Here is a 26,500-nt window from a genome sequence, read left to right on the forward strand (position 1 = left end):
ATGCAAAACAACTCCATTCAAGTGAAAGGACTGCAAAAGTCCTATAGGCAGCTCCATGTCCTGAAGGGCGTAGATTTCGAGGTGGCAAAGGGTAGCATTTTTGCCCTGCTCGGATCTAATGGTGCGGGCAAGACAACGATTGTCAAAATTCTCACCACACTGCTTAAACAGGATGGTGGAACCGTCACCGTAAACGGATTCGATGTGATGTCTAATCCCGGCAACGTGCGGCAATCTATCAGCCTGACCGGGCAGTTTGCCGCGGTAGATGAAATATTGACCGGCTGGGAAAACCTGGTCATGATTGCCCGGCTGCGGCATCTCAAAAATCCGCGCAAGATTGCGAATGATCTGCTGAACCGCTTCGGCCTCGCCGATGCCGCCAATCGCAGGGCTGCTACTTATTCAGGCGGCATGCGCCGCAGGCTCGATATTGCCATGAGCCTTGTCGGAAACTCGCAGCTTATTTTCCTCGACGAGCCAACCGCCGGACTGGACCCCGAGGCCCGGATTGAGGTTTGGAAAATTGTGAAGGAGCTTTCAGGTAGTGGAACAACCGTATTCCTGACCACTCAGTATCTGGAGGAAGCTGAACAGCTCGCCGATAGAATTGCCATTCTTCATAAGGGTAAAATCATCGTGAGCGGCACACTTCCTGAGCTGAAAAAATTATTCCCGCCCGCACAGGTAGAATACATTGAAAAACAGCCCACGCTGGAAGAGATATTTCTTACAATTATTAACAACAAAACAGCAAACTAAATGGAAACGGTAAAAAACTATTTCTTCACGGATGTAAGCGTTATGCTTGGACGTTCCCTGCGCCATGTTTTCCGCAGCCTGGACACCATCATCACGGTCACCATCATGCCCATCGCCATGATGCTGTTGTTCGTGTATGTGTTTGGTGGCGCCATTCAAACCGGCACCGATAACTATGTGAATTATCTGTTGCCTGGGATACTGCTGATTGCCGTTGCAAATAGCATAGGCTACGTCTCTTACCGCTTGTTCCAGGATGTACAACGGGGCATATTCGAGCGTTTCAATTCTATGCCTATTGCGCGCTCTGCCGCGCTGTGGGGGCATGTGCTGACTGCTTTGGTATCTAACGCCATTTCGCTTACCGTCATCGTGCTCATAGCACTCATAATGGGCTTCCGTTCTTCTGCAGGGGTATTGTCGTGGTTAGCCGTGGCCGGTATCATCGGCATGTTTACTCTGTCCCTGACATGGGTGGCAGCGATTGCCGGATTATCTGCAAAAACAATAGATGGCGCAAGTGTGATCGCTTATCCGATTCACTTCCTGCCATTACTCAGCTCAGCATTTGTGCCCACGAAGTCGATGCCATCAGACGTTCGGGCTTTTGCCGAAAATCAGCCGGTGACCTCATTCGTAGAAGCCATACGTGCATTACTGTCTGGCCAGCCTGTTGGCAACAACATCTGGCTTGCGCTCGCATGGAGCATCGGGATTATGCTCGTGGCTTATGCATTTGCGATGAGCGTGTATAGAAACCGGTGATAACGGATCATTTTCAAAATGGCTGCTGGCCAAACGCCACGCTGATAAACCTGTGCCAGGCACAGGTTTTAAACGTTAGCACCTGCCCGACTTCCTGAACTCTAATGGCGAAATATTCGTCTTTGTCCTGAATAATTTAGAGAACGACTGCGGATATTCGAATCCCAGTTCAAAAGCGATTTCATTGACGGTTAAATCTGTCATGATCAGTCTCTCTTTCGCCTTCTCTATAATCTTCTCCTGTATATGCTGCTGCGTGCTGTTACCAGTAAGCGTTTTGAGCAAACTACTCAGATAATTAGGAGAAATATTCAGCTGACCGGATATATCCTTTACCGTAGGTATTCCGTGCTCTTCCAGCGCTTCCTGTGTAAATGCCTTTTCCAGCAATGCCTCCAGCTGGCTCAGGATACCGTGGTGGGTAATTTCACGGGTAATGAATTGCCGCTGGTAAAAACGCTCTGCATATCCCAGCAAGGATTCGATAAGGGAAATAATAATCCCCTGGCTGAATTTATCAATGTTCGCACTATATTCCTGTTCAATATTCCTGAATAACCCACTGATAGTCTGCTCTTCACTGTCAGAAAGGAATAAGGCTTCATTCACTTTATAATCAAAGAACTCATACTGCCTTATTTTCAACGCAAGAGGATGTTTCCAGAGAAAGTCCGGATGGAGCAGCAGCATCCATCCAGACCTATTCACTCCTTCCACCTGATCGGCAATAAAACTAACAACCTGCCCGGGTGCAATAAAATTCATCATCCCTTTATCAAAATCATATTCCTGCTGCCCATAATTCATTTTCAAACAATACTGCGTGAACCTGCTCATACCTATAAAATAGAAATCAGCAGCCCCCACTATATTTACATGCTCAGGCAACTCCTTTAATTCAGCAATATTGAGCACACTGATAAGCGGATGCTTTGCATCAGGCAAACCTTTCAGCCGTAACAGCTCCTGTATGCCTTTTACTCTCAACGGAAGGTTTCCGGCCATAATATTTAGTTTTGATGATACCAGGTAGCGTACTCCCTGGCAAAGTCCTGCAGCTTTCGTTTTCCTGATACAGGTTTGTTAAGACGGTAATCCCGCTGGGCTTTTCCATTATGCATATTTTCCTGCATTTCTACCAGTAATCCGGCTACTGCAGGAGATACGCCACTGGCTTCCAGCGCTTGTTTTATTTGTGCTCCGGGAACTGCTATCCATTGGAGGTCTGGTATGCCAATAGCCTCTCCTATAATTTGCGCAGCCCGTGTACAGGTTAGTTCCTCGCTGACCACGTATAACACCTTCAGGCCTGCGACTGCCGGCATATTGACGTCTTCCGCAATGGCGGCGGCAATGTCTTCAGGGGCCACAAAAGCCACTATATCATCTCCACCATAATTGGATATAATCATACGCTGGTACCGGATCATATCTTTAAGATGATAGAAATTACTATAGAAAGGTCCCGGTCGCACAAAGGTAACAGATACCTCCCCAAGTGTCTCAAACTTTTTCTCCGGCTGTACAGTATCCAGCAGATGCGCTACCCACCCGGAAAGCACGATTACACGCTTTACCCCTGTTTCCCTTATTGCCTGCACATAATTATCCATATTGCGATCCCACGCCTCCAGATCCTTTGCGGTGAAATCCAACGGGTTCATACAATAAACAACATCAGCTCCTGTAAAGGTTTTAATAAGGAAAGACGGATTCTGAATGTTGCCAATAGCGGGTTCAGCGCCCATAGCCTGTATCTGCACCTGTTTGCCGGGATCTGAACTAATGAGGGTGACCTGATGCCCCTCGTTCACCAATATTTCTGCGAGTGGTTTACTGATGTTTCCGAGAGAGCCGGTAAGTACAATTTTCATTTTTTAAACGTTTAATGCACTCAAAGGTCCGCCGTAATGCCTGCGTAAAAGTGTTCAGATCTCAGAAGATTGTATGAAAATGTATGGTTGTTTTTAGGAAGATGGTCTTTTAACGCTGGTGCGTCTAAGTCAATCTTTTTATCTAGAATGTAAAATATACTTGTCTTTTTGAAAAGTTTACATAACTTTATGAAAACTAAACCTAACACCATGTTTACAAAATCAAAAAGCCTTACCAGGCTGTTTATTTTCCAGAAATATGTAGGTATCCTTTGTATCCTTATTGCCATACCTATTCTTCTGTTTGATATGCATAAGGACATGACGCTGTTACTGGGGCTCTTCCTGTTATTTACAGCTCCCGGGAAACAAGAAGATGAAAGATCGTTAAGCTTGAAAACATCGTCGCTTTATATTTCATTCATTTTAACTTATGCTTTTAAGATGCTAAGTTCAAATCTCATAACAGAGGTCAATCACTTCATGATATTAGTCTTTTCTCTTTCCCTGATAATTTACTACATCCGGTTTTATTCTTTCAGATAATTAACTCAAAATGACTAATTCGATAAAAGTCGAGCGTGCAAAGAAAAACCTTACCCAGGCTGATTTGGCAGAGAAAGTGAACGTGTCGCGGCAGACTATCAATTCAATTGAAATTGGAAAATTCATTCCGTCTACATTGCTTGCTTTGAAAATCGCCAGGTTTTTTCAATGCACCGTGGATGATATATTCAAACTTGAAGAAAATGATTTTTGAGTATATCGTCTTTTCCTGAGAAAGAATTGCAGTGAGAGGCTATAAAACAAAGAAGCCTTCTTCCGAAGGCTTTTTGCATGGCGTGCCACTTTTAAATACCTATTTCCGGCTTAGTACTTTTAGTAAAGCGGCATTAAGCCATTCTTCACTTTTGGGAAAGTCGGCATAACTATGAATATCCGTGAGTAGCTTATCATCAGGATCAATACCGGCAGTTTGCAAAATGGCGTAGTCCTGTAATGATTCAGCAAATACTTCCCAGCGGATGGAATCGATAGGGCCATCGGGACCGGGATAAATCTCAAAGGGATCGCCGTAAGGAATGCCGGGATACGCGGCGGCACTGCCGTCAGTAAAGGGATCCAGGGTTTCTTCTTTTTCTATCTTATGCCAGTAATTAAAGCCCCAATGTAAAAAACCTTTTGCCTGGAGTTTGTAAAACAGCCAGCCCGACATGCGTACTTTGGGCAATGGTGTATCAAAGAAACGATTTAACCACGGCCCCTGCGGACCACAGCAGAAATATACCCAATGCGGTATTTTTTCATTGATATAAGCCTGTGCAGCATCTATCAATGGCACAGGAATATCCGTCAGCCCCTGACGGCCATAGGCTATATCACTGAGAGCATCCATCACCTTCATCCAGGGCGCCAGGTCTCGTAGTATCTGTCTTGCCCGCCGGTAGTTTTCTACATGCTCGGCACTGCCGGGCTCATCTGATAAATGAAAATAAGAATCCGTTAGTATTTTCTCCTGCTCCAGAAAATGATGAAACTCCGGAAGAAATTGTTGCAGAAAATGGATGTAAACGGGCGAAGTGGCACTGATATCCGGTGGCCACAACATATCGTAATGATCATCTTTTTTCGTGTATATACGCATGGGATTCTTAACGCCCCAATAGATCCACAAATGTGACCATTCAAATTTTTTAAAGCCGATGGCTTTGCACATATCCACAAAACGCTTTACCATGGCCCAATCGAATCGATATGTACCGGGCGATATTTCATCTACAGTAAGCAGCTGGCAGGGACGTTTGAATGTTTCCCTTCTGTCAAAAAAAACAGGTACATATACCACATCGGAACCGTGATCCAGCATGTCTTCCAACTGTGCTTTAGTGAGGCTCCACCAGCGTTCGTCGAACATACCTGTTTTATAATAGTCCCAGGTAGCTTCTCCTCTCCACCAATGCGTTACGGGGAAATCGCGACGGGGTTTTACCACCAGTTTGCTGACAGTGATTTCCAATGGTAGTATCACTTCCTTTTTTTCCTGACCATAGGTGAGATATACTTTATAAAGATGTTTACCTGGCGATATATCCGCCGGTATCTGCAGCGTGATCCAGAAGGACCGGCTGGCAAAAGGGTTGGCTTCTACCGTCGACAAGGGCCATAGCGGGTCTGGCACGAGGCCGGGAAGATAATCGGTGCCATCCAGTTCCTGCCGCGCAGTATTGGGTGTAAAATGATGCATGGGCACCAGGCCGGCGTACCGGATACGTGGTTGCAGCTGCTCCGCTCCTTCCAGGCGGCAGCTCAGCTGCGAGGGCCTTGTTGTATTATTGCGGAAACAGGCCTGAAAAGAAATTCTGCTGTTGCGTGCAGCCAGTAGCGCCAAAGCAGGTTTGCCGGGAGGCGATTGCGGGAATACCCGGTGCAGAGATGTTTCCAGCCAGCAGGAAAAGGTAGTGTCTGCTGCCATGCCATTGGCCTGTTTGCCTGATACTAACGTTAACAGGCATACGAAACTTCCGATGATGATGTGTTTTAGCATTTTGATAGTTTTATAACTTTCCTTCCAGCCAATACCAGCTTTGTTTTGATGGTGCCACACACGAGGTTTCTTATCCAAAGAAAACGATTCATAGAAAATCTAAAAATCAAACAATTGGCACATTCTTATACTATATTGGCAAATCATGTTGTATGATTCATAAATTGTTACTAGATTCATTTCAGATTTCCACAGTATGAAACCGATACTCCGTAAAGTAGACACAGACCATAATTTCTCTTTTAGTATCCGGGAAGATATTTATCCATATCTGTACAATCATTGGCACTATCATCCCGAGATAGAGCTGACGCTGATCAGGAAAGGCAGTGGTATACGCCTTGTGGGCGACAGCATGGAGAGGTTCAATGATGGCGACCTGATTCTGCTCGGCACAGCGCTCCCTCACATGTGGAGAAGCGACGATATCTATTTCCAGGAACTGCCCGGGCTGCAAATTGAAGCAATAGCTATCCATTTCAGGCAGGATTTCTGGGGTACCAGCTTCCTGGAATTACCAGAACTAAAACATGTGAAAGAGCTGCTGATAAAGGCACGGCATGGCCTTAAAATAACCGGCCGTACCCGCGAACTCGCCGGCGAAAAGATGGAAGCTATCCTCAAAGCAGGGCAGGTACAAAGGATTGAATACCTCTTATCTATGCTGGATATGATTGCTAACTCAAAAGACTATACGCTTTTATCCAGCATTGGATTTGTCAACTCCTACAATAGTATCAGCACAGATAATATCAATAAAATCTACACTTATACTTTCAACAACTTCCAAAATAAAATCACCCTCAAAGAAGTAGCGGCGGCCGCCAATATAAGCCCCAATTCATTTTGCAGGTACTTTAAATCACGTACCCTGAAAACCTACTGGCAATTTCTGCTGGAGGTGCGCATCGGGTATGCCTGCAAGCTTCTGATAGAAAATAATATCTCCATATCACAGGTAGGGTATACCTGCGGCTTTAACAATCTCTCCAATTTCAACCGGCAATTCAAAATCATCACCAGGAAAACTCCGCTGCAATACCTCAGGGCGTACCAGTGATCCCTCCATAGCGCCGCACTCTCAGCGCGGCCTGTTCCCGGTGGCCGGCAAAGCCTTCCAGCTCACACAGGCGCATCGCATATTCGCCTATCAGCACGCTGGCTTCGGGCGTGCAATGTTGATACGTACAATTCCGGAGAAATTTACCTACCCACAAGCCGCCGGTATATTTTGCTGCCTGCCGCGTAGGCAATGTATGATTGGTCCCTATTACTTTATCCCCATAAGCAACATTGGTTTCCGGGCCGAGAAATAAAGCACCGTAGTTCGTCATCTTATCCAGGAATACCTGAGGGTTTTTCGTCAGTACTTCCACATGCTCATATGCCAGCGCATCTGCCTCCCGGATAGCAGTTGCCTCGTCTTTCACCAGTATCACCATGCCGTTATTCTCCCAGGCCACCCTTGCAATATCCGCTGTAGGCAACACTTGTAATTGTCTTTCGATTTCGGCCAGCGTTTCCTTCGCCAGTTTTTCAGAAGTAGTGATCAGTGCGCCGGGCGATCCCAGCCCATGTTCCGCCTGCCCCAGCAGATCGCAGGCCACCATTTCTGCATCTGCTGTTTCATCAGCAATGACCAGTATTTCTGTAGGACCCGCCAACAAATCGATCCCTACTCTGCCATACAGCTGTCGCTTCGCTTCAGCCACATAAGCATTACCCGGCCCAACAATCATATCCACAGCGGGGATAGTGGCCGTACCCATTGCCATCGCACACAAAGCCTGTACTCCTCCCAAAATGTAGATCTCATCGGCGCCCGCAGCATGCATGGCATATACGGTTGCTGCAGGAATTCGTCCGTTAACAGGTGGTGTACAGGCAATCACCCGCTTCACACCTGCTACCTTAGCCGTGAGGATGCTCATATGCGAAGAGGCTACCATCGGATACCGGCCCCCCGGAATGTAACAGCCTGCACTATTTACCGGGATGTTTTTATGCCCCAGAAACACCCCGGGTAACGTTTCTACTTCTATATCAAGAATTGAAGCCCGTTGCTGCTCAGCAAAGAAACGAATCTGTTTTTGTGCGAACAGAATATCACGGCATACCTGCTCCGGAATACTATCTACAATTTCTTTTATTTGTCCACCTGTAAGCCGAAATGTAGCAGGCGCCCAGTTATCCAGCGATGCGGCATATTTCCTGACAGCGTCATCACCATGTTGTTCAATGTCAGCAATCATTTGCCGCACGGTTTCCTTTACATAAGCATCAGCCGCTTTTATAGCTGATTCACTGCATCCCCGTTTCAAATACTGCGTCATTCTCCCGATGGTTTAGTGAGTTTATAATAAGGGTCCGCCGGCACTCCGAACTGCGGGGTTCCATCTGCATTCCAGGTAAACCGCTGCATACATGGACAGCGCGCACCACCGCATCCCTGGCCACTTTGCGGATTAGCATGATAAATGATCCAGTTTTCTTTACCATCTTTCGATATAAAAAAACCATTGTGACCAGGGCCATATACATGATGATCGATGCTCTTGGTAAACACCGGTTCCTTTGCCTTGGTCCAGTTGGCAGGATCCAGCGGGTCGCCATCTTTCTTCAGCTGCAACATACCCAGCGCATAATCATCGGTTCCGCAACTGCTGGCAGAATAAATAAGAAAAAACTGACCACTTGCATTTTGCAGTATTTCCGGGCCCTCATTTACCGGACTGCCATGTTTTTCCCATTCGTATTGTGGCATAGAAATCTGTATCCTCGCCGTTCTCAGCGTCCAGGGGTTTTCCATTTCAGCGATATAGATCCGTTGCGTAATATCTGTACCGGAAATTTGCCCGCTCCAGATAAAATAATTTTTTCCCTTGTATTCCATGACGGTGCCATCAATGGAGAAAAAACCAGCCGCCGGATCACCTATTTTGCCCTTATCTATCCACTGCCCCTGCAAAGGATCCTGATTGGTATTTTCCAGTACAAAGCAACGTTGCGTAGCCAGGTCCGATGATGATCCTGCGGTATAATACAGGTACCATTTACCTTGCAGGTAGTGTAATTCCGGCGCCCAGATGTTCCTTGCATTAGGCCCCGCAGCCGGGGGCATCCACACCACCACCGGGGATGATTGCCCCAATTCAGACATGGCCGCAGTTTTGCGAATAGTAATATTATTACCCGAGGTGCTCATAAAATAGTAGCTGCCATCTTTTTGGTATACCCAGGGATCAGCGCCGCTGCTGAGCAGTGGATTAACAAACGTAGTGTCTTTTTGCTGCGGTGGCGTTACAATAGTGTTAGTGCTACTTCCGGAGCAGGCAACATGTACAATAACAATAGATAAACAAATTATTTTTTTCATAACGAAAGATTTACTGATTCCATAACTTCGGATCTTTCCCACGACTTTTACGCCATTCGTTGCGCCAACGATGAATATCATACGGACCAATGAGTGGCATGGGTTTCCGGGTTTGTGCATCCGGCACAGGTGGTACGGCTGTGGCCTCTCTGGCATACCAGTAAGCAACACTGGCCAGGTCAAGCGTAAGCTCATTGTTATGACCATGTTCTATGGTAAACTTCAGCGACCGGCTGAAATAAACCGGGTCAGCAATATGAAAGCGATACAGGTGTGTACGGCCTAATGTGCCTATGTCGTTATTCACCCTGGCATATCCAAAATACGGATGAGCATATAACACTTTGGGGCCCCAGGCGGTGTTGAAATAATCTTCTGTGCCTGTACCATTCAGCGAAGGCATTTTTTCTCCGTCAATAAAAATCATATCATCTCCTTCGCCATACCAAAGCGGTGTGGGTGATTGCACATAATAATTCAATCCGATAAAATGTCCCTCTCCTTTGATATCTGCTATTACATAATTATGCTGCCCTTCCCGATTATTTCCTTCCGGGCCAAACATAAAGTGTTCATTCTCGATACTATCCTGCGACCCCATCAGCTGCTTATTATACCACGCGTGAAAACGTCCGGTATTAGGTGATAATTTGTCCATTTCAACATAATCCACACAGAAATAAAACGATTGTATTTCTGTGCCCGACTGGTTCTCAATTTCAATCCTGGCGCCATTGGCAAACGGCATGGCAAAATAACTGACCAGGCTTGTTCCTTCAACGGGCGTAGCAGCCAGCGGCAATGAAGTAAAGGTGTATGATTCATTCCAGCCCTGTCCGAAGAAAGGACCTATTGGCGAGGCTACGGAAGCATATGGTTTGCCATCCCAATACATCCGGAGAATAATATCATTCCGGCTTAATTTATCAGGCGCCGGCCACATCGTTATCCAGATGTGATTGATGATACCGGCACCTTTAATATCTGCCAGTATACGTTTGCCGCCGTTTTCTATATGCCGCAGGTTATCGCCCGGGCCGCCGGAACGATCGTAACTGCTGATGCGCCTGGAATGCACATGATCCCTGATTTGTGCAAGCGTTATCAGATCCTGCGCGTGCAGTACGCTGACTGATACCAATATTAAAATAACTGCAATAGCAACAAAGTGTTTCATTAGCAACATCATATTTATCATTTTGTTTCCACCAACCATTGATCTGTACGAAAAGGCGCCACCGGTAATCCGTCTTTGTTGAACAGGTTGCCAATGGCGGTATTGCTGAAACAATAGCGTACGGCTACAGGATGCGACACTGCTGCATTCCAGACAACCAGTGTATTATTTTTCACCACAGCATTTGCCGGATAGAATATTTTATCATCACCTGCTATTTCAACAGCCGAAATAGTATCTCCCCTGACCTGCAAGCCTTTTGTTATATTGTTAAAGGAGATGATTATTTTATTTTTATGCAGATGTAATGATTTAAAAGAGGGGCTTTTGTAAGACAGGCCCTGCCGGTGATAAACTTCTGCCAATGCCCAGTTGGCCAGTCGGCTACCTACCGTGTGCTTATCAGCAGGGTGAACATCAAGTATATTATCCACGAGATCTGTTGTAACGACCATGCCTGTACGAATATGTTGCATACTTTGGGCTTGTGCTTCCCTTAAAAGGGCGCCAACATTTTTATCGCGATAACTGAAAGGAGCTATCTGTACATAATAGAACGGAAAAGTATCTTTCCAGGCAGCGCGCCAGGCATCTATCATAGTGGTAAACAGGCGGTGATAACTGGTGGCGTTACAGATATTATTTTCGCCCTGGTACCAGATAGCACCGGCAATGGCAACGTTTGTAACCGGCGCTACCATTGCATTCCACGCCAATCCCGGGGTATGCGGGCACATAGCCGCAGGCGCAATCAACGTTGCCGCATCCCGTAGTATACTATCATTTTCAATGACATTTTCCGGTGTCCACACTTCAGCAGCAGTACCGCCCCAACAGGAGGATATCAGACCAACCGGGACATGGAGGTCCGTTTGTAATTTCTTTCCAAAAAAATACCCTACTGCACTGAAAGCGTTCAGAGTGCTACTATCGCAACTAACCCAGGCAGCATCTACGTCGCCTTGAGGATAAGGGGCGGTTGTTTTAGATATCTGAAAGAAACGAATATTCGTATTGGCTGCATTGCGCAGCTCCGCCCTGATATCGGCCAGGCCCCATTGTCCACACATTTCCATATTGCTTTGTCCTCCGCACACCCATACTTCTCCCACCATAATATTAGTTAAACGAATACGATTCTTTCCTTCAAACGTTATCTCATAGGGGCCGCCGGCAGCAGGTGTGACTATAATCACCTGCCAGCAAGCATCTCCTGTGGCAGTTACCTGGCATACTTTATGATCCCAGGAAGTGGTGATGCTGATGTGTTCCATTGGATCAGCCCATCCCCAGATCTTTACAGAATGTTGTTGCTCCATTACCATGTTATTGCCAATGACTTTGGGTAAGCGGATATTGGCATATCCATCTTCATAACAACAGCATAATAATACAAGGAATATACTACGGCAACTATTTAAGCATAGAGCCGATAAGTGATTGCGCTGGTGCATGGATGGATGATTGTTTTGTTAAATCCCAATAACTCTGATGCTGTTGTAATAAAATCTGCGAAGTAACAATCCAGCTCTGGATCCATCCGCTCAATGTACACCAGGCACCCCAGCCTGCATCAGAGTTGGAAGCCCAGTAATCCCAGCGGCCGTAGTCAAAGGCCCTGAACCAGGCTCCATCCAGGTCGTTGTGCGCGCTGCTCTGTACCTGAATACGTGTCAGGAAAGCAGAAAGCTTATTGGCAGCGGTTTTATACTTGCTATTACCGGTAGCCTGCGCGGCTTCATTCAAACTGAAGAGCGCAAAATTGCAGGTGTACAACATGCAGGCTACTTTTTCCCCGTTGCGGAAAATAAGGGAGCCTTCATCAGATCCATAGTCGGCGTTGGTATTAAGCGCTTTAAACATGCCCTTGCCTTTGCCCAATTCTTCCCTGATAGCGCCGCTTTCGTCCTGGTACTTCAACAGTTCATTGATCATATCATCGAGCCAGCGGCGATGTTCCGGCGTATCATCTACTCTTACCAGCCAGGCCAGTGGCAAAATCAGGCGGGCCCGTTGCGTTTGCATGCTGCTACCCCAGCGCCACTTATCCGGATACCCTTCCATGGTTAACCTGATGGCATTTTCTGTTTTACTCAACAGTAGCGGATACTTTGTTTTATCGTATAACCACAAATACAGCGCCCACATCCAGGATTCAAAATGCGGGGAGAGATGAATCAATGACCTGTTCTGATAAAACTGCCAGCCATTGTGGATGATATCTGGTTCTTCCAGTCTTTCGCCACGGAATCCTTCTCTGCCGGTAGTTCTGAAATTAGCCAGGATCGCCGCTGCCATCTCTTTATCCCATTCGCTGGTATGCTGCCAGGCAGCCGCTCCCAGGATGCCGAGTATTGCTCTGGCGTTATCATCTCCATAAAAGGTAAAGACGGACGGCGTAGTGGTGGCCCAGGCGATGAGGCCATAGGCAGCGCTACTGGTATCGCTCTTCGCGCCGGAACACATATTGGAAGTATGTAGTACAAAGTTGACCAGGTTCCTGGCACGTTGCAGATAGTCTTTATTCCTAAACAGCTGTCCGGCAGCAGATAGCGCCATGCTCACTTCTCCCTGCACATCCGCACGTATCCAGTAACGGTATTGCTGGCTGCCATCGTAGTTAATGGTAGAAGTATGTCCTTCGATGATGCCTGCTGTACCATCCCCTTCGGGTGTAGCAGCATTCACAGGCGGGCCGGTTGGAGGATCAACACTATATTTATCCCAGATAGCTTTAAACGCGGGGTTGACGAAAAACCTGCCTTTGTAAAACCATGCCGCGCCTTTACGTATACTATTCATCCGGGCATCTGCAGGCAAGGGAGCATCCCGGCTGTACATGGGCTTTACCGTCATGGGCCAGTGCCGGATAACGAGAGACGGATTGCCGGTCATACGGGAAAGGATATACGTAAATACCTGCTTCACAGCCGTTGCCGGACCATATCTGCCTCTTTCAAAATTGCTCAGGGCTGTGGTCGCAATCAGCACCTTTTCTTTTTCAAAAAGCAAGGGATAGGTTTTGGTACTGTCCAGGCCATATTCTGCCTTATCGAATCCTACTACCCTGGCCAGCACCATCAACGGATGTTCCACGGTAACAGGCTGCACGTAGCAGTTATGAATACCGAGCAAACTCATAGGTGGCAGCGTTTCACCGAATACGTTGCTGGTGATAACACCGCGTTCTAACCTCGTTGCTATTGCTTTTCCGGGAAGATCCAATCCGGGAAAAGCAGCCGGGCACTCTATATAGAGCTGTAACTTCTTTTGTGTAGCCTCTTTCAGTAAATCCGGCGTAATGCGGTTTTGGGGATCAGCAACAGGATAACCAGCTGATACAATGAAAACAGCATCACCACTGGCAGCGGCATGTATAGCAGTTTCCGGCGTATTAAACTGTTTGATGGAAAAGCCTTCCTGTTGCAACAACCGATAAAGACCATTAGCAGCACTGCCGCAAAAAAACAAAGGCCTGTTTTTTGCATGTAAGGGTCCGATATAACACAACAGGGTAATCAGTATACCGGTTATATATTTCTTCATATATGTCTTTTAATGTTAGCATTCAGATGATGCAATAAATGAATCGTAGTATCCCGTAACATCCCTGCTGCCGATGGTTCCAGGAACGACCATTTGCCCGGTCCTGTTTCATATCCTCCTTCTTTAAAAGCTTTTGCAACGGGTATATATCCTATTGTATTTTCCGCATAGGCAGCGATCAGCGTATGCTCAAAAGGGGATGCCTTTTCAATTTCCAACGCCGTTTCAGTAAAGGGCTCTCCCGGCAAAAAAACAATCGCTACGCTCCCCAATGCAACAGCACTGATACGCGCCAGCGCATCTTCTTTATTGGGAACATCAACAACTGCACGGACCGGGAACTGTATTTCCCGTCGAACGAAAGCAAAGGCATTGGCATCAACCGGCCACCATGCTTCATTATTCGCTATCAATGCCGCCAGTGCGCCTCCATGACGGTATGCATATACCGGCCCTCCTGATACAGTAGGCGGATTAACATCGCCGGCAGCACCGTTGAGAAAAAGTGCCATGCCATTGCCGCCATAAGCGGCCAGTGCCAAACACAGCTCTCCCGGATAATCCGGCGAAATATGCGGCAGGCACATTTCGTGCACAGGATGGCATATTGCATGTACTAATGTAGCCACCACCTCACCGGCGTCATTACAAAAGCGGATGCCATGCACCCGGCGATCCACCGGCTCGCGGCGCATCATTTCAGGTGTTACCGGCTGCAATGCATCAGACATTATAATACCTGCCGCTGTTGGCACCCGGCGTTGCAAACTATATCCGTCCAGTATTGTGCTGCATATACTCAGGGTGCAGGGGACTGTTGTATCAAAGGCCTGTTGTATCGCCTCTTTAATACGTTGCTTTACTTCGTTTAACCACGACCGGTATACGTCCGATAAATATAACCGGGAAAGACCTACCGACTCCGGTGCATTGTGTGTATGCGTGCACGTTATAATAATATTTTCCGGGAGAATTTTTCCGGACAATGCTTCTTTAAAAGCAACCCAGCCACCTGTGGCCGTATCGCTTAATGCCAGCAGATCCAGCGATACCAACGCCACTGCTTCATCGCCCGCGATAAGCGTCAACACCCTGGCTTTGAGTGGCAGCCTTGTAGCCACAAAGGGGGTATACTCTCCTCTTACGGAAGAAGTCAGCAGCCCCACTTCCAGCGGAGGAGTAATATCAGCCACCGCTGTACCCACCTGTAGTATCGTATATTCCATTACCTTTTTTGTTTCTTTACCCAATGCAATGCCTGCTGCCAGAAAGCATCATAGCCTTCCCATAATTCAAAGTTGATTCCCCAGTGTGGCGCCGGATCAGACATATAAGCCAGTATCCTGCCCTGGCCATAACTGCCTGCTACTACCAGCGGATGGCCCGTTTCTTTTACCCGCACCAGCACTTCATCTGTATGCTTTGCTGTTACCTCGTTGTAACCGAATATGGGTGGAAACGTGTGCCAGGGCAGATCTTTCACAACCGGATGATCTGGCACCATTACTTCTGCGGTGAAGCCGGCAGACGATTCTACGAGGTCTTCCGTAACAAGGCAACTCACCGGCAGCGCGGTGGTGAGTGTGCATCTCCCCCAGCCTGATTTTCCCTGCACCCCACTGAACGACAGCCAGCCGCCGAGCATCATGAGGCCCCCACCATCGTGAATCCACTCCCGGATAAGGGTAAGCCTGTCGGGAAAAGTAATGACATGGTTTTCTCTGCGGGCACGGTCAAAAAAGCTGGGGTACAGGTGAAAACATTTCGCTTCCACATCACTGATGATAAGGCTGGCAGATGTGTCGAGAAAAGTTTCCAGCTTGCCGGGCGCCAGCCTGTATAATTCCCAATTGGCCAATGTGGTTACGTCGGCCACCTGTTCCAGGGCAGCGGTCAGGCGTTCTCCGTAAAAATGCAGGTCTGCATCTTTTGTTTCTGTACCAAAAGGAGTTTCAATAAAAGTCGGGCCCAGATGGAATACCCAATCCCCCAGATATAGTACATGTTCATCTTTTGTCCTGATCTCTTTTTTAATTCCCATAATTATTTTTTTTGGAAGATGGATATAATGTCTGAAGAGTATGATTATCGGACGCAGGCCTGCCGTCGGTTATCCAGGAGAGGTACTCCAGGTATGCATTTGCCATCTTCCTAAAAAAGAAAAACAAACCTGCTGCACCTGTAAGCAGCAGTCCTCCTGGCCCGAAACGACCAAACCATGCCGCGGTAAGTCCTGTGATCAACAGGCAGGTGGCTGCAAACCCTATAACGGCAACGCCTATACCGCGAAGAATGGCAGGAAGTGGTGGTAATATCGGGAGTTGCCTGCTTTGCAACTGGTATTTCCGCCACCATCCCAGTGGCTTTGCGCGCAGGTAAAATGCCAGTAATAATTCTGATGGATCCGGTGGTGTTAAGAGCGCTGTTGTTATCCAAAGCGCAGTTGTACAAGTCATCACCAGCAACGTTTGCCACCACCAGGGCAACAAAAGCTGCGATGCCCACGGTATCTGGAACCAGGCGAGTAACCTGGGCCCTAGTACCACTATGCAAAAGATCAGCGCACCACCAAAGGAGGCAGCCATTCTTGCCGGGCCATTGAAACGCCACCACCACCATTGTGCCCAGTTGGCAGGCAATTCCGCCGCACTAAGCTGCAACATAAAAATGGCTACATCTGTAATAATGCTGACGTTGAATACTACGGCAACGGCTATACTTAAAATCAGCGCCATGCCCAGTTTACCTATCAGCAGGTAATGTTTTTCACTGGCATGTTTCACAAACCATCGCCGGTAAATATCACTCACCAATACCTGACTGCCGAAGTTCAGGTTATCTCCTACGGTCGACATAGTAGCTGCCATCATCGCTGCAACAAGCAACCCCATAGCGCCAGCCGGCAGCATGGCTTTCATCAGTTTGCCATATACCAGTTCCCTGTCGGCGCCGGCTTCCCGCAACTCCGGCCATATAACGGCAGCGGATATACTGGGTAAGGTGACGAGCAGCAATAACAGGAACATACTCAATGCGGTAACTACATACATCGTCAACGCTTCGGCCGGTGTGCGTGTGGAGAGGATTCGCTGTCCTTCCATGGCGCCGCCCATAGGGGCAGCATCGCCACCATAACCGATGCTTTGTCCCAGCAGCCAGGCCATAGCGGCGGCCAGCGGAAATACCCCGTGCTGCGCAGGCGGCACCATTTGCAACACTTCCGGATGGGTGCTGTTGAATGTATGATGCAGGGCAGCCGTCATAGCAGCGGCGCCGCCGAAATGCTGTAAAGTCAATACTGCCAATGTAAGCGTGCCTGCAAAGAAAATAATCATCTGCACCAGGTTGGAAATCACAACGCCTTTGTAACCGGAGAAAAAAACGAATAAAAAGGACACTGGCACCAGCAAACAAATCGTTTCTGTTTTAGTAAGCCCGAAAGCAGGTCCCATGATCTTAAACGCTGCCAACAGGGTAATGCCGGTCCAGGCTGGCATCGCAATCAACGCCGTACGAATGGCTATCCATAAGCGCATGGCAGCCGCCGCACGGGGCGGAAAACGCAAATCATAAAATTCCAGCGAAGTGAAAAGACCCAGCCGGCGCCAGAATACAGCAAATAACACGCCTCCAAAAAACAATGCCAATCCAAATCGGCTCAGGTACCACCAGGATATAAATGCTCCTGTTACTACTCCCAGCCCACCATAACCGGTAGCTGCATCCGGACTTACCAATGCTGCCGTATAGGAAATACCATTCAGCCATCCAGGCACTTTTCTTCCACCCAGGAAAAAATTCTCCAGGTTGCTGCCGGCGGAACGACGGTGCCAGAGCGACATTCCCAGCATCAATAACAAATAGCCAACTACTATCCAGATATCTGCCTGATTCCAGTTCATGCGTTGCTGCTTATTAGCGGTAAATAATATCGGTGGATATCTGCCAAAGGCCCGGGACCCGCAGATTGCCCGCTGGTTTATCCTGGTACAATCACCACCCCGGGTTCTGTACGAGTTTAGGGTTCTTGTCTGTTTCCGTTTTCAACATGGGCCATAAATAATGCTTCTTCTGAAATATCCTGCGTTCCACCACTCTTCTTTTGAAAAAAGCAGGATCTGTTTTTGATTCACCTGCATAGATATTCAGGCCATATATGTTTGTGTTATCAGTTATCTCCGACATTTTCCAGCGATGGTTATCGAAATACCGTTGTGATTCAAATGCCAGCTCTATTTGTCTTTCATGATGCACCCGTTCGCGCATATCGTCCTTACTCAATCCTGCCGGCAAACCCGGCAAACCGGCACGGTTCCGGATCAGGTTAATATACTTGTATACATCTGGTACCGGGCCTTGTGCTTCATTCAATGCTTCGGCATAGTTCAGGTATTGTTCTCCCAGCCTGAAATATATCCAGGTGCGAAGTGTGGTTTTCTCCACAGGCCTCCAGACAAAATTCGGATCGGATAATTTTTTCAGCAGATATCCTGTTTCAACAAAGTGATCACTTCCACCAGCTAATTTGCCATCCGCTCCTTTAAACCAGTATTCCAGCCCATTGGTCCTGGTTTTCCATACTGCGCCTGAAAAATTGATACTGGCATAGAAACGTGGTTCACGGTTCACATACATATTGCTGGTGCCGGCTACATAAAGATTGTTCGGCCCCGGGCTGTTTGTAAAACCGGTTTCCGTGTACCCCGACAGTGGATTAATGATGGGTGAATGATCGCTGGTGTAGCCGGTAATAGGCCGCAACCCGTTAGCCATCTCGTATTGATCTACCATATCCTGTGTAGGTGAGTGCAGGGCAAAGCCGGAAAGGCTGATGGTTTCATTATATACATCCAGCCCATCATAGAAACCCTGGTTATAATAGTTAGCTTCATTATTGGCCCAAAGTACTTCTTTGTTATTGTTGATATAGAAGAGTTCCTGGTAATTTTTCACCGGATTATTACCCGCGGAAAAATATAGTCCATATCCGGCTGCTTCAGTTTGGTTTATACAGTCTTTGGCCGCATCTGCGGCTGCCTGCCACCTGGAGGCCTGATAATCGGGAAAGAGGCGGTTGCCTTCATCATCCTTAAAATTTGCGTAGTCCGGGTTCCCGTTAAACAACGGGCTGGCCATATAGAGTAATACCCTTGCTTTTAAAGCCAGTGCAGCGGATTTTGGCACCCTGCCATACTCCGTTCCTTCTGTAATCCGTGCCGGCAATAATGCCGCTGCCTGATCACACTGCGATACAATATATGCCACGCATTTATCCATGGGCTGCCTCCGGATGGCTTTGAAATTGGCATCCAGAGAAACGGAACTATCCGCAATGGGTACCGGACCGTATACCCTCACCAGTAAAAAGTGGAAGAAGGCACGCAGAAATATAGCCTCTCCTTTTTGCCGGTCTCTCGCTGCCTGGGTATAGTATTGGTCCAGCGGCACTTTATCGATATGTTCAATAAACAAATTAGCTTTCCGCAACGCGCCATAGTTCCTTGCCCATGGATTAATATCTGTAGAATTCGGATCCCATGTACCAGAAGTCATATTGTTGCAAAAAGATCTCGGATAATGCTGCTTCAGTTCATCAGCCGCACCATGATAAGGATTCTCTGCATTATCCGCCCATATTGCTTCCCGTGGAAGTTGTGCATAAATATTAGATAGAAAATTATTGGCATAATCGCGGTTGGCAAATACCTGGTCGATGTTAAGATCATCATCCGGCGCCTTATCCAGAAAATCTTTCTTACAGGATATGATCATAAACAGGAAGAACAGGAACATCAGTGAACTGATAATAGCTTTCATTCTATTCATTTTTTAATATTTAAAAATTTACCTGTACACCAATATTGATACTGCTTTGTAACGGATATCCTCCTTCTCCGTTATCACCATTATCATCATTTTCCGGGTTCATTATTTTAACGTGGTCCCATATGGCCAGATTAGTGCCATTCAGAAATACCCGGATACCGCTGATGCCAATACGTTTCATCAGGGCCTGATTTAAGGAGTAACCTATTTCAGCAGACTTCAGGCGTAAATAATTTCCGTTTCTCACGTACAGGGTATTAGTGACATAATTATTCGTGCTCTTTACATCGATGACGGAAGGATATCTGGCATTAGTATTGTCTGCGCCGGGTTTCCAACGGTTGTCGAAATATTCACGCATCACATTATACGTATCCACACCATCCCGGAAAGCAAAGATGGACCGGCCATGTATAAAGATGCTTGTTCTGGCAGCGCCGGTAAAAAATATGCTGGCATCAAATCCTTTCCAGGCAACAGTACCGCCAAATCCGTACATTATTTCCGGGGTACGTGAATAGCCGAAAAAGGTCTGGTCACTGGCATCTATTTTTCCATCACCATTGAGATCTTTGTATTTAATATCACCCGGATGAATAATCGCCTGCAGGCTGGTTTGCGAAGGGCTTTTATCAATATCTGCCTGGTCTTTAAACAGCCCTATGGCTTCGTAACCGTATAGCCTGTCGATACTTTGTCCTCTGCTATTCTGGTATGCGAGCGGTTTTTCAGGTGAATCATCTTCCAGTATTTTGTTACGGGCAAAAGTGAAGTTGCCCTGGAATGCATAATAAAATCCTGATTTTGTTCTGTTCTTTATTTCCAGACTGCCATCAATGCCTTTATTGCTGACAATGCCGAGGTTGGCATATGGAATAATATTATCGGGATAGCCTGCTGATATTGGAATCTGTCCCCGCCGGATCAATATGCCACTCCTGCGTTCTTTAAATGCATCTACCGTTAATGTGATACGTCCATTCAGCAACTCCATATCCACTCCCACATTGGCTTTGGTGGACACCTCCCAGGTTACATTCGGATTACCGATCAGGTTCTCTTTGAACGAACCAGTTTGCGTAGTTTGATTGTCGCCAAAGGGATAGTTGTCTGCTCCCTTATCAATGGTGCTTAGGTACAGGAATCGGGCGCCACCAATCTGATCATTTCCCACCTGCCCGTAAGAGCCTCTTATCTTCAATGAGCTGATTATATTTTTGTTCCAGAAGCTTTCGTTGGAAACAATCCATCCTGCAGCAGCAGAGGGAAACAAACCATATCGTTTGCCTTTAGGAAAATTTTCTGATCCGTTATACCCTGCGTTAAATTCCAACAGGTACCTGCTGTCGTAATCATAGGTAACCCGGCTGGCAAGGCCCTGTCTTCTGAAAGGAATATTCCCAATGGAATTATCCGCCGAAAGATTTACATATTCTCTTCTGTTCCCCAGCAACAATCCGCCCACACGATGTTTGCCGAATGCACGATCGTAGTTAACCGACAATTCCAGGTAAGAGGCACGATTGGCGTCATAGCCTTTCCCATAGCTCAATGCTTGTTCCGCGCCGATCGGCAGATATTGATCTACGCCATTATTATCTTTGCCCAGATACTGGAAAGTAGCAGGCACTTTGAAACGGGTATTATTCATGAAATTATAAAAGTCGTAGGCAAATAATCCTCTTACCGATAGCCCTTTTGTAACCAGTGAAGAAAGATCCCAGGTGGTACCCAATGAGCTTTGAATGGTGTTGCGGAATTGTTTTTCGTAACCTGTTTGTGTACTCACCACATAAGGACTCCGATTCAGAAAACCATTCTTCGCCGGCACAGATCCATTGGGGTTCTTAACGGGAAATGCGTTATTAGGCGTCCATCTTAAATAATCAAAAATAGCCCAGGATGGAGCGCCCGGATAATTGGAATTTTGGATAATACCCCCCAGGCTCAGGTCTATTTTCAGATTCCTGGTAACGTTCACATCAACATTGGATCTGAAATTATAACGTTTCATACTACTGTTGGTCTTATAGGGTACAGCCGGATCTTCTTTGTAAATACCATCTACCATCGTAAATCCAACATTGGTAAAATAGCGGAAGGTTTGGTTCCCACCAATCAGGCTCAGGTTATTGATGGTTTGCATGGTATTTTTCTTCAGTGTGGTACTGATCCAGTCAACATCCGGATAGAGATACGGATCTGAATGATCTTTAAATTTCTGAATCTCCTCAGGGGTAAAAAAAGCCGGTTTACCTACATTAGCCATGGCTTCGTTACATAGTATCCCATATTCGTAACTGTTGATATATTCGGGCAAACGCAATGCAGTTAAGCGGGCGGTTTCTGTACGAAAGGATACTTTGGGTCTGCCTTCCACTCCTCTTTTGGTATTAATGAGGATCACACCATTGGCGCCGCGTATACCATAAACGGCAGTGGCAGAGGCATCTTTCAGCACAGAAAAACTTTCTATTTCCTGTACATTGATATTATTCATATCCCGCTCTATACCATCTACCAGTACTAATGGCGCTCTGTTTCCGTTAATGGTGCTGAATCCACGAATAAATACACTGGCGGCGTCATACCCAGGCTCCCCGGACGATTGCCTGGTGATAATACCCGGCAACCGGCCACCAATGGCATTCGACAGGGAGGCCGTAGCAGACTGTTGTACTTCGCTGATTTTAACTGTTGATACAGCCCCGGTAACAGACACTTTCTTCTGTTTACCAAATCCTACCACTACTACGTCATTCAGCTTCTGGCTTTCAGGGTCCGGCAATAGTTTGATAGTGATAGTTCTGTTATTACCGGGATGAATCACCTGTGTTTTGTAACCTATAAAAGTTACAGACAGCGAATCATTTTCATTGCCTATCTCAATCAGGAATTTTCCGTAAACATCTGTCACTACACCTTTTGAAGTGCCCAACACCTTGATGGTAGCACCGGGCAGCGCCTCTTCTTTTTCGTTGGTTACCTTTCCTGAAAGCACCCAGCTAACCAAAGGGCCTGCTGCATTTTCTTTTTCTGCAAGCTTTCTTCTCTTAACGATGATCGTCTTGTCTAAAATTTCATAGGTAAATGGTTGCCCCGTAAAACATTCATCCAGCACCTTATCTACAGGCTTATTTATAACATTAAGGGTTATACGTTTTGCTTCATCGAGATGAGCTGCGTCGTAAAAAAAAGTATAGCCGCTTTGTCTGCTGATATGCTGCAATACTTTTTTAAGTGGTGCATTTTTCTCTGACAGCGTTACCTGCTGCGAAAAGGCCGTGGCGCTGACCTGCAGGCAAATACCAGTTAGCAATAAGGTAGTTAATTTCATCACCAGAAATACTTTGGATTGGTTGATAAAGCGGCCGTCTCCCCGCCGCTGATGCAGGCGCAGGAATTCCTTGCCATGAATGTTAAAATTCATACATTTGCGATGTTTAGGTGAAGGATTTTATTGATACGAAGTCCCGATTAGCCTGACGATAACCGGCAGCGTTCCCGCGCTTCCGGTTTTTTGGCTTTTGGCATTGCTCTTATCTGGTCATATGGATGTTTTTCCCATTTATTGTATAGTGAATATTACTGGTCAGCTCCATCATTTTTAGCACTTTAGAGAGACTAACATTCCTGGATATCTCTCCATTGAAACGATATCCGCTCATGCCGCTGTAGTCGATGCTTACATCATACCAGCGTTCCAGTTGACTGACAACCGTTTTCAGGTCCGCATCATTGAAAACAAACTGTCCGTTTCTCCACGCCAGCGCGGCTTCTGTATCCGCGTTATTTATCAGCTGTATACCTGCTGCGCCGCCTGCACTCGACTGCTGGCCAGGCTGCAGCACTTTGCTGTACGCACCTTCAGTTACCCGGATACTTCCCTGCAATAAGGTGGTAACAATATTTTCTTCACCGGTATAAGCATGAATATTAAAACTGGTACCCAGCACAGTAACGGCGTGCTTCCCGCTGACCACTGAAAAAGGCGCTGTTACATTCCTTGTGATTTCGAGATAGGCCTCGCCGGTAATTTCCACCTGGCGGGAGTTCCCTGAAAAAGCAGCAGGGAAACGGATAGAAGAAGCAGCATTTAACCATACTTTAGAACCATCCGGCAATACTACCTGAAATTCGCCGCCATTGGGTGTAGTAATTGTATTATAAGCAATGTTGTTGTTGCGGCCGGTTTGTGACGCATCGTACAGCAGCTGGCCGTTGCTTGTTTTTCTGATGACGGTCGCGCCCTGACTGGCCACTATGCCATCAGGGGTATTATCCAGTATGATAGAAGATCCATTGGCTAATGTAAGCGTAGCCTTATGTGTACCGGGAGCAACATCATGCGGTTGTAAAGTTGCTGCGGCAACGGGGGGCTTATTTTTCTCTATGATCAGGAAAGCCGCGGTGGTGATGGCCATCAGCACCAATACAGCCGCAGCCCATTTCCAGTTACGCAGCCACAGGATACGGGCGGCTATTGCCTCCGGTTGCTTTCGCAACCCGATAGCGGTATACACTCTTTCAAACGACGCCTGCATGTCTGTTGCAGCCAGTTCCTGGCGGGTGTCTTCCACAAAGTGTTCGTCTGTCAGCTCGCGGAACAATTGTCTGTTTTTCTCACCTGCAGCCAGCCATGTGCTTAGCGTAGCCTGTTCTTCCGCTGTTAACGTGGCTGTCAGGTACCGCCGGATCAGGCTCGCTATATAAAACAGCTGGTGTAAGTCTTTGTCTTCCATAAAAAATATATACCTCACTGGTTGATATTATGGATACACCACCGAAATCATTTTGGGTTAGCCGTATGATTTTTTTCCTGAAAATTTTTAATCGTTGTGAAGCGTAGCGAGGATAATTAATATAAACGGAAAGATATCTTTATGCTGTAATTTTTCCTTTACCAGCTCCAGCGCACGGGACTTCTGGCCTTTGACGGTATTTACAGATATATTAAGCTGCCGGGCAATTTCCCGGTTAGGCAGTCCTTCTATAAAGCCAAGCTGAAACACGCGTTTCATTTTTTCCGGTAAGCTGTTGATGGTGCGGTTGATCTCCGCTTTTACTTCCGCGCGGATAATTTCGTTGGCAATAAAATCCGTTTCCCTGGCCATATTGGCCGTATATATATAATGGCGGTATTGCTGATTCTTTTCTTTCCGCAGTTCATTTAAACAGGCATTCTTTGCTGTAATATATAAAAAGGCTTTCAGCGACTGAAAAGAGGTGACCCGTTCATGATGATGCCATAGCTTGATAAAAGTTTCTTCAGCTACATCTTCTGCTATAGCATGATTAGATATAAATCTTTTAGCGAAACCTGTTATGATAGGAAAATAGCGGCTCATAATATAGCGAAAAGCGGGCTCATCGCCTTGTTGCAGGCGGGTAGCATATATTTCCTCATCAGTGATTCTGGCTGTATTCATTTAATTGCAGGCCTGAAATCTCATTACTCCAGGCAATAGGAAAATCAAATTAGTGCATTCGTGCCCGCAAAAAATCAGATCAATTAGCAAATTCTAATACAATCTTGGCAATTACAATTAAACTTATCGGAGCAGATTGCACCTGCCGCCGAAAATACGCCCAGCACCTGGGTGAGATTTGCCAACGGATCTGACGTAGAAAATTTCTCCATTTATTTCAAAGCGGGAATGACTAATCAAACCCCAACAGGCGAATTATCTCTTTGCCAGGTAATTGTTTGAATTTTACAATTATTGGTTTGAAAGGACCAACCAGTAAGGCTGCGTCGGTTCTTACCTTTGTATCATGAAAAACAAAACATGGTATATTACCGGCGCCTCCAAAGGATTGGGACTTGCGTTGGTTAAAAAATTACTGGAAGCCGGTTACAACGTAGCCGCCACATCACGCCGGGTATCTGAGCTGAAAGCCGCAGCAGGCGATGCAAATGACAGCCAGTTTCTTCCGTTGCAGGTGGACCTCACAAATGAACAATCTATCGATGAGTCGATTGAAAAAGCGCATCAACATTTTAACGGATTGGATGTGATCGTCAACAATGCCGGGTTTGGTATAGGCGGTTCTGCAGAGGAGCTGACGCTGGAGGAGATAAGGGCAAATTTTGAGATTAATGTTTTTGCTACCATCAGTGTGGTCCATAGCGCATTACCTTACCTGCGTAAACAGCGTTCCGGACATATTATCAACATTTCTTCGATAGCCGGTTTTGCACCAACCCCGGGGTGGGGCCTGTATACTGCCGCTAAATTCGCGGTAACAGGCTTCACGGATGCGCTGGCACTGGATATTGCCGAATTAGGTATTAAAGCAACCGTTGTCATGCCAGGTGCCTTTCGCACACAGTTTTTAAGCGACGAAGCATTACTCATAGCTAAGAACCGCATAGAAGATTATCAAACCGTTCATGCAGTGCACGACCGCCTAAAAGCGATGAATGGCCATCAGGTAGGCGATCCCAACAAAGCCGCAGAGGCGCTGATTGCGCTGGCCAATGATCCGGAACCACCGGTAAGGGCATTCTTCGGCAGCGACGCACTGGCAAGAGCCACCGGGAAAATGGCACAATTACAACAGGTACTTGACCAAAACAAATCAATGGCATTGCGTACGGATTATAATGCCTGATGTCTTAATTTTGC

Annotated in this window: 20 protein-coding genes; 5 read left to right on the forward strand and 15 right to left on the reverse strand. The window is 46.7% G+C overall.

Going from position 1 to position 26,500, the window contains the following annotated elements:
• The gene (locus UNH61_RS16800; RefSeq protein WP_326993130.1) at window positions 1-762 is read left to right on the forward strand and encodes an ATP-binding cassette domain-containing protein; all 762 of its coding nucleotides are present in this window, start codon (window positions 1-3) and stop codon (window positions 760-762) included.
• Window positions 763-1,527, forward strand: a complete 765-nt coding sequence (locus UNH61_RS16805; RefSeq protein ID WP_326993131.1) for an ABC transporter permease — start codon at window positions 763-765, stop codon at window positions 1,525-1,527. It abuts the gene before it with no gap.
• Between the two features lie 75 nt (window positions 1,528-1,602).
• Here UNH61_RS16805 and UNH61_RS16810 read toward each other — a convergent pair whose 3' ends face one another.
• Both UNH61_RS16810 and UNH61_RS16815 read right to left on the reverse strand, forming a co-directional pair.
• Window positions 1,603-2,532, reverse strand: a complete 930-nt coding sequence (locus UNH61_RS16810) for a helix-turn-helix transcriptional regulator (RefSeq protein ID WP_326993132.1) — start codon at window positions 2,530-2,532, stop codon at window positions 1,603-1,605.
• A 5-nt stretch (window positions 2,533-2,537) separates the two neighbouring features.
• Complete coding sequence (locus tag UNH61_RS16815; RefSeq protein WP_326993133.1) at window positions 2,538-3,401, reverse strand: NAD(P)H-binding protein; 864 nt, start codon at window positions 3,399-3,401, stop codon at window positions 2,538-2,540.
• Between the two features lie 556 nt (window positions 3,402-3,957).
• On the opposite strand from UNH61_RS16815, the gene UNH61_RS16820 reads away from it, so the two are divergent.
• A complete protein-coding gene (locus UNH61_RS16820; RefSeq protein WP_326993134.1) occupies window positions 3,958-4,161 on the forward strand; it encodes a helix-turn-helix transcriptional regulator in 204 nt (67 codons plus the stop codon).
• A 99-nt stretch (window positions 4,162-4,260) separates the two neighbouring features.
• On the opposite strand, the gene UNH61_RS16825 is transcribed toward UNH61_RS16820, so the two are convergent.
• Entirely contained in the window at window positions 4,261-5,946 is a 1,686-nt protein-coding gene (locus tag UNH61_RS16825) for a DUF4091 domain-containing protein (RefSeq protein ID WP_326993135.1), read from the reverse strand.
• 196 nt (window positions 5,947-6,142) lie between these two features.
• On the opposite strand from UNH61_RS16825, the gene UNH61_RS16830 reads away from it, so the two are divergent.
• On the forward strand, window positions 6,143-7,006 hold the full coding sequence (locus UNH61_RS16830) for an AraC family transcriptional regulator (RefSeq protein WP_326993136.1): 864 nt from the start codon (window positions 6,143-6,145) through the stop codon (window positions 7,004-7,006).
• Here the strand turns inward: UNH61_RS16830 and hisD are convergent.
• The 12 genes from hisD to UNH61_RS16890 form a co-directional block, all read right to left on the reverse strand.
• Window positions 6,990-8,279: a histidinol dehydrogenase gene (gene hisD / locus UNH61_RS16835; RefSeq protein WP_326993137.1), complete on the reverse strand. Its 1,290-nt coding sequence runs from the start codon at window positions 8,277-8,279 to the stop codon at window positions 6,990-6,992. The two genes, UNH61_RS16830 and hisD, sit on opposite strands and share 17 nt — an antisense overlap.
• A complete protein-coding gene (locus UNH61_RS16840) occupies window positions 8,276-9,322 on the reverse strand; it encodes a glycoside hydrolase family 43 protein (protein ID WP_326993138.1) in 1,047 nt (348 codons plus the stop codon). Before UNH61_RS16840 ends, hisD begins: the two co-directional genes overlap by 4 nt.
• Before the next feature lie 10 nt (window positions 9,323-9,332).
• Window positions 9,333-10,499, reverse strand: a complete 1,167-nt coding sequence (locus UNH61_RS16845) for a glycoside hydrolase family 172 protein (RefSeq protein ID WP_326993139.1) — start codon at window positions 10,497-10,499, stop codon at window positions 9,333-9,335.
• 17 nt (window positions 10,500-10,516) lie between these two features.
• On the reverse strand, window positions 10,517-11,818 hold the full coding sequence (locus UNH61_RS16850) for a sialate O-acetylesterase (RefSeq protein WP_326993140.1): 1,302 nt from the start codon (window positions 11,816-11,818) through the stop codon (window positions 10,517-10,519).
• 94 nt (window positions 11,819-11,912) lie between these two features.
• A complete protein-coding gene (locus tag UNH61_RS16855) occupies window positions 11,913-14,045 on the reverse strand; it encodes a hypothetical protein (protein ID WP_326993141.1) in 2,133 nt (710 codons plus the stop codon).
• The gene (locus UNH61_RS16860; protein ID WP_326993142.1) at window positions 14,042-15,271 is read right to left on the reverse strand and encodes a hypothetical protein; all 1,230 of its coding nucleotides are present in this window, start codon (window positions 15,269-15,271) and stop codon (window positions 14,042-14,044) included. The genes UNH61_RS16855 and UNH61_RS16860 overlap by 4 nt, the downstream gene beginning before the upstream one ends.
• Window positions 15,271-16,086, reverse strand: coding sequence for a glutamine amidotransferase (locus UNH61_RS16865; RefSeq protein ID WP_326993143.1), 816 nt, complete (start codon window positions 16,084-16,086; stop codon window positions 15,271-15,273). Before UNH61_RS16865 ends, UNH61_RS16860 begins: the two co-directional genes overlap by 1 nt.
• Window positions 16,076-17,947 carry a hypothetical protein gene (locus tag UNH61_RS16870; protein WP_326993144.1) on the reverse strand — a complete coding sequence of 624 codons (1,872 nt, stop codon included), beginning with the start codon at window positions 17,945-17,947 and terminating at the stop codon, window positions 16,076-16,078. Before UNH61_RS16870 ends, UNH61_RS16865 begins: the two co-directional genes overlap by 11 nt.
• A 91-nt stretch (window positions 17,948-18,038) precedes the next feature.
• A complete protein-coding gene (locus UNH61_RS16875) occupies window positions 18,039-19,871 on the reverse strand; it encodes a RagB/SusD family nutrient uptake outer membrane protein (protein ID WP_326993145.1) in 1,833 nt (610 codons plus the stop codon).
• Window positions 19,872-19,881: 10 nt separating this feature from the next.
• Window positions 19,882-23,301 (reverse strand): TonB-dependent receptor, encoded by a 3,420-nt coding sequence (locus UNH61_RS16880; RefSeq protein ID WP_326993146.1) that lies wholly within the window; start codon window positions 23,299-23,301, stop codon window positions 19,882-19,884.
• 109 nt (window positions 23,302-23,410) lie between these two features.
• A complete protein-coding gene (locus UNH61_RS16885) occupies window positions 23,411-24,613 on the reverse strand; it encodes a FecR domain-containing protein (RefSeq protein WP_326993147.1) in 1,203 nt (400 codons plus the stop codon).
• 87 nt (window positions 24,614-24,700) lie between these two features.
• Complete coding sequence (locus tag UNH61_RS16890; protein ID WP_326993148.1) at window positions 24,701-25,300, reverse strand: RNA polymerase sigma-70 factor; 600 nt, start codon at window positions 25,298-25,300, stop codon at window positions 24,701-24,703.
• 346 nt (window positions 25,301-25,646) lie between these two features.
• On the opposite strand from UNH61_RS16890, the gene UNH61_RS16895 reads away from it, so the two are divergent.
• On the forward strand, window positions 25,647-26,486 hold the full coding sequence (locus tag UNH61_RS16895) for an SDR family oxidoreductase (protein WP_326993149.1): 840 nt from the start codon (window positions 25,647-25,649) through the stop codon (window positions 26,484-26,486).
• The last annotated feature ends 14 nt before the right edge of the window (window positions 26,487-26,500 follow it).

The sequence above is a fragment of the Chitinophaga sp. 180180018-3 genome (genome assembly GCF_037893185.1).
Lineage (GTDB): Bacteria > Bacteroidota > Bacteroidia > Chitinophagales > Chitinophagaceae > Chitinophaga.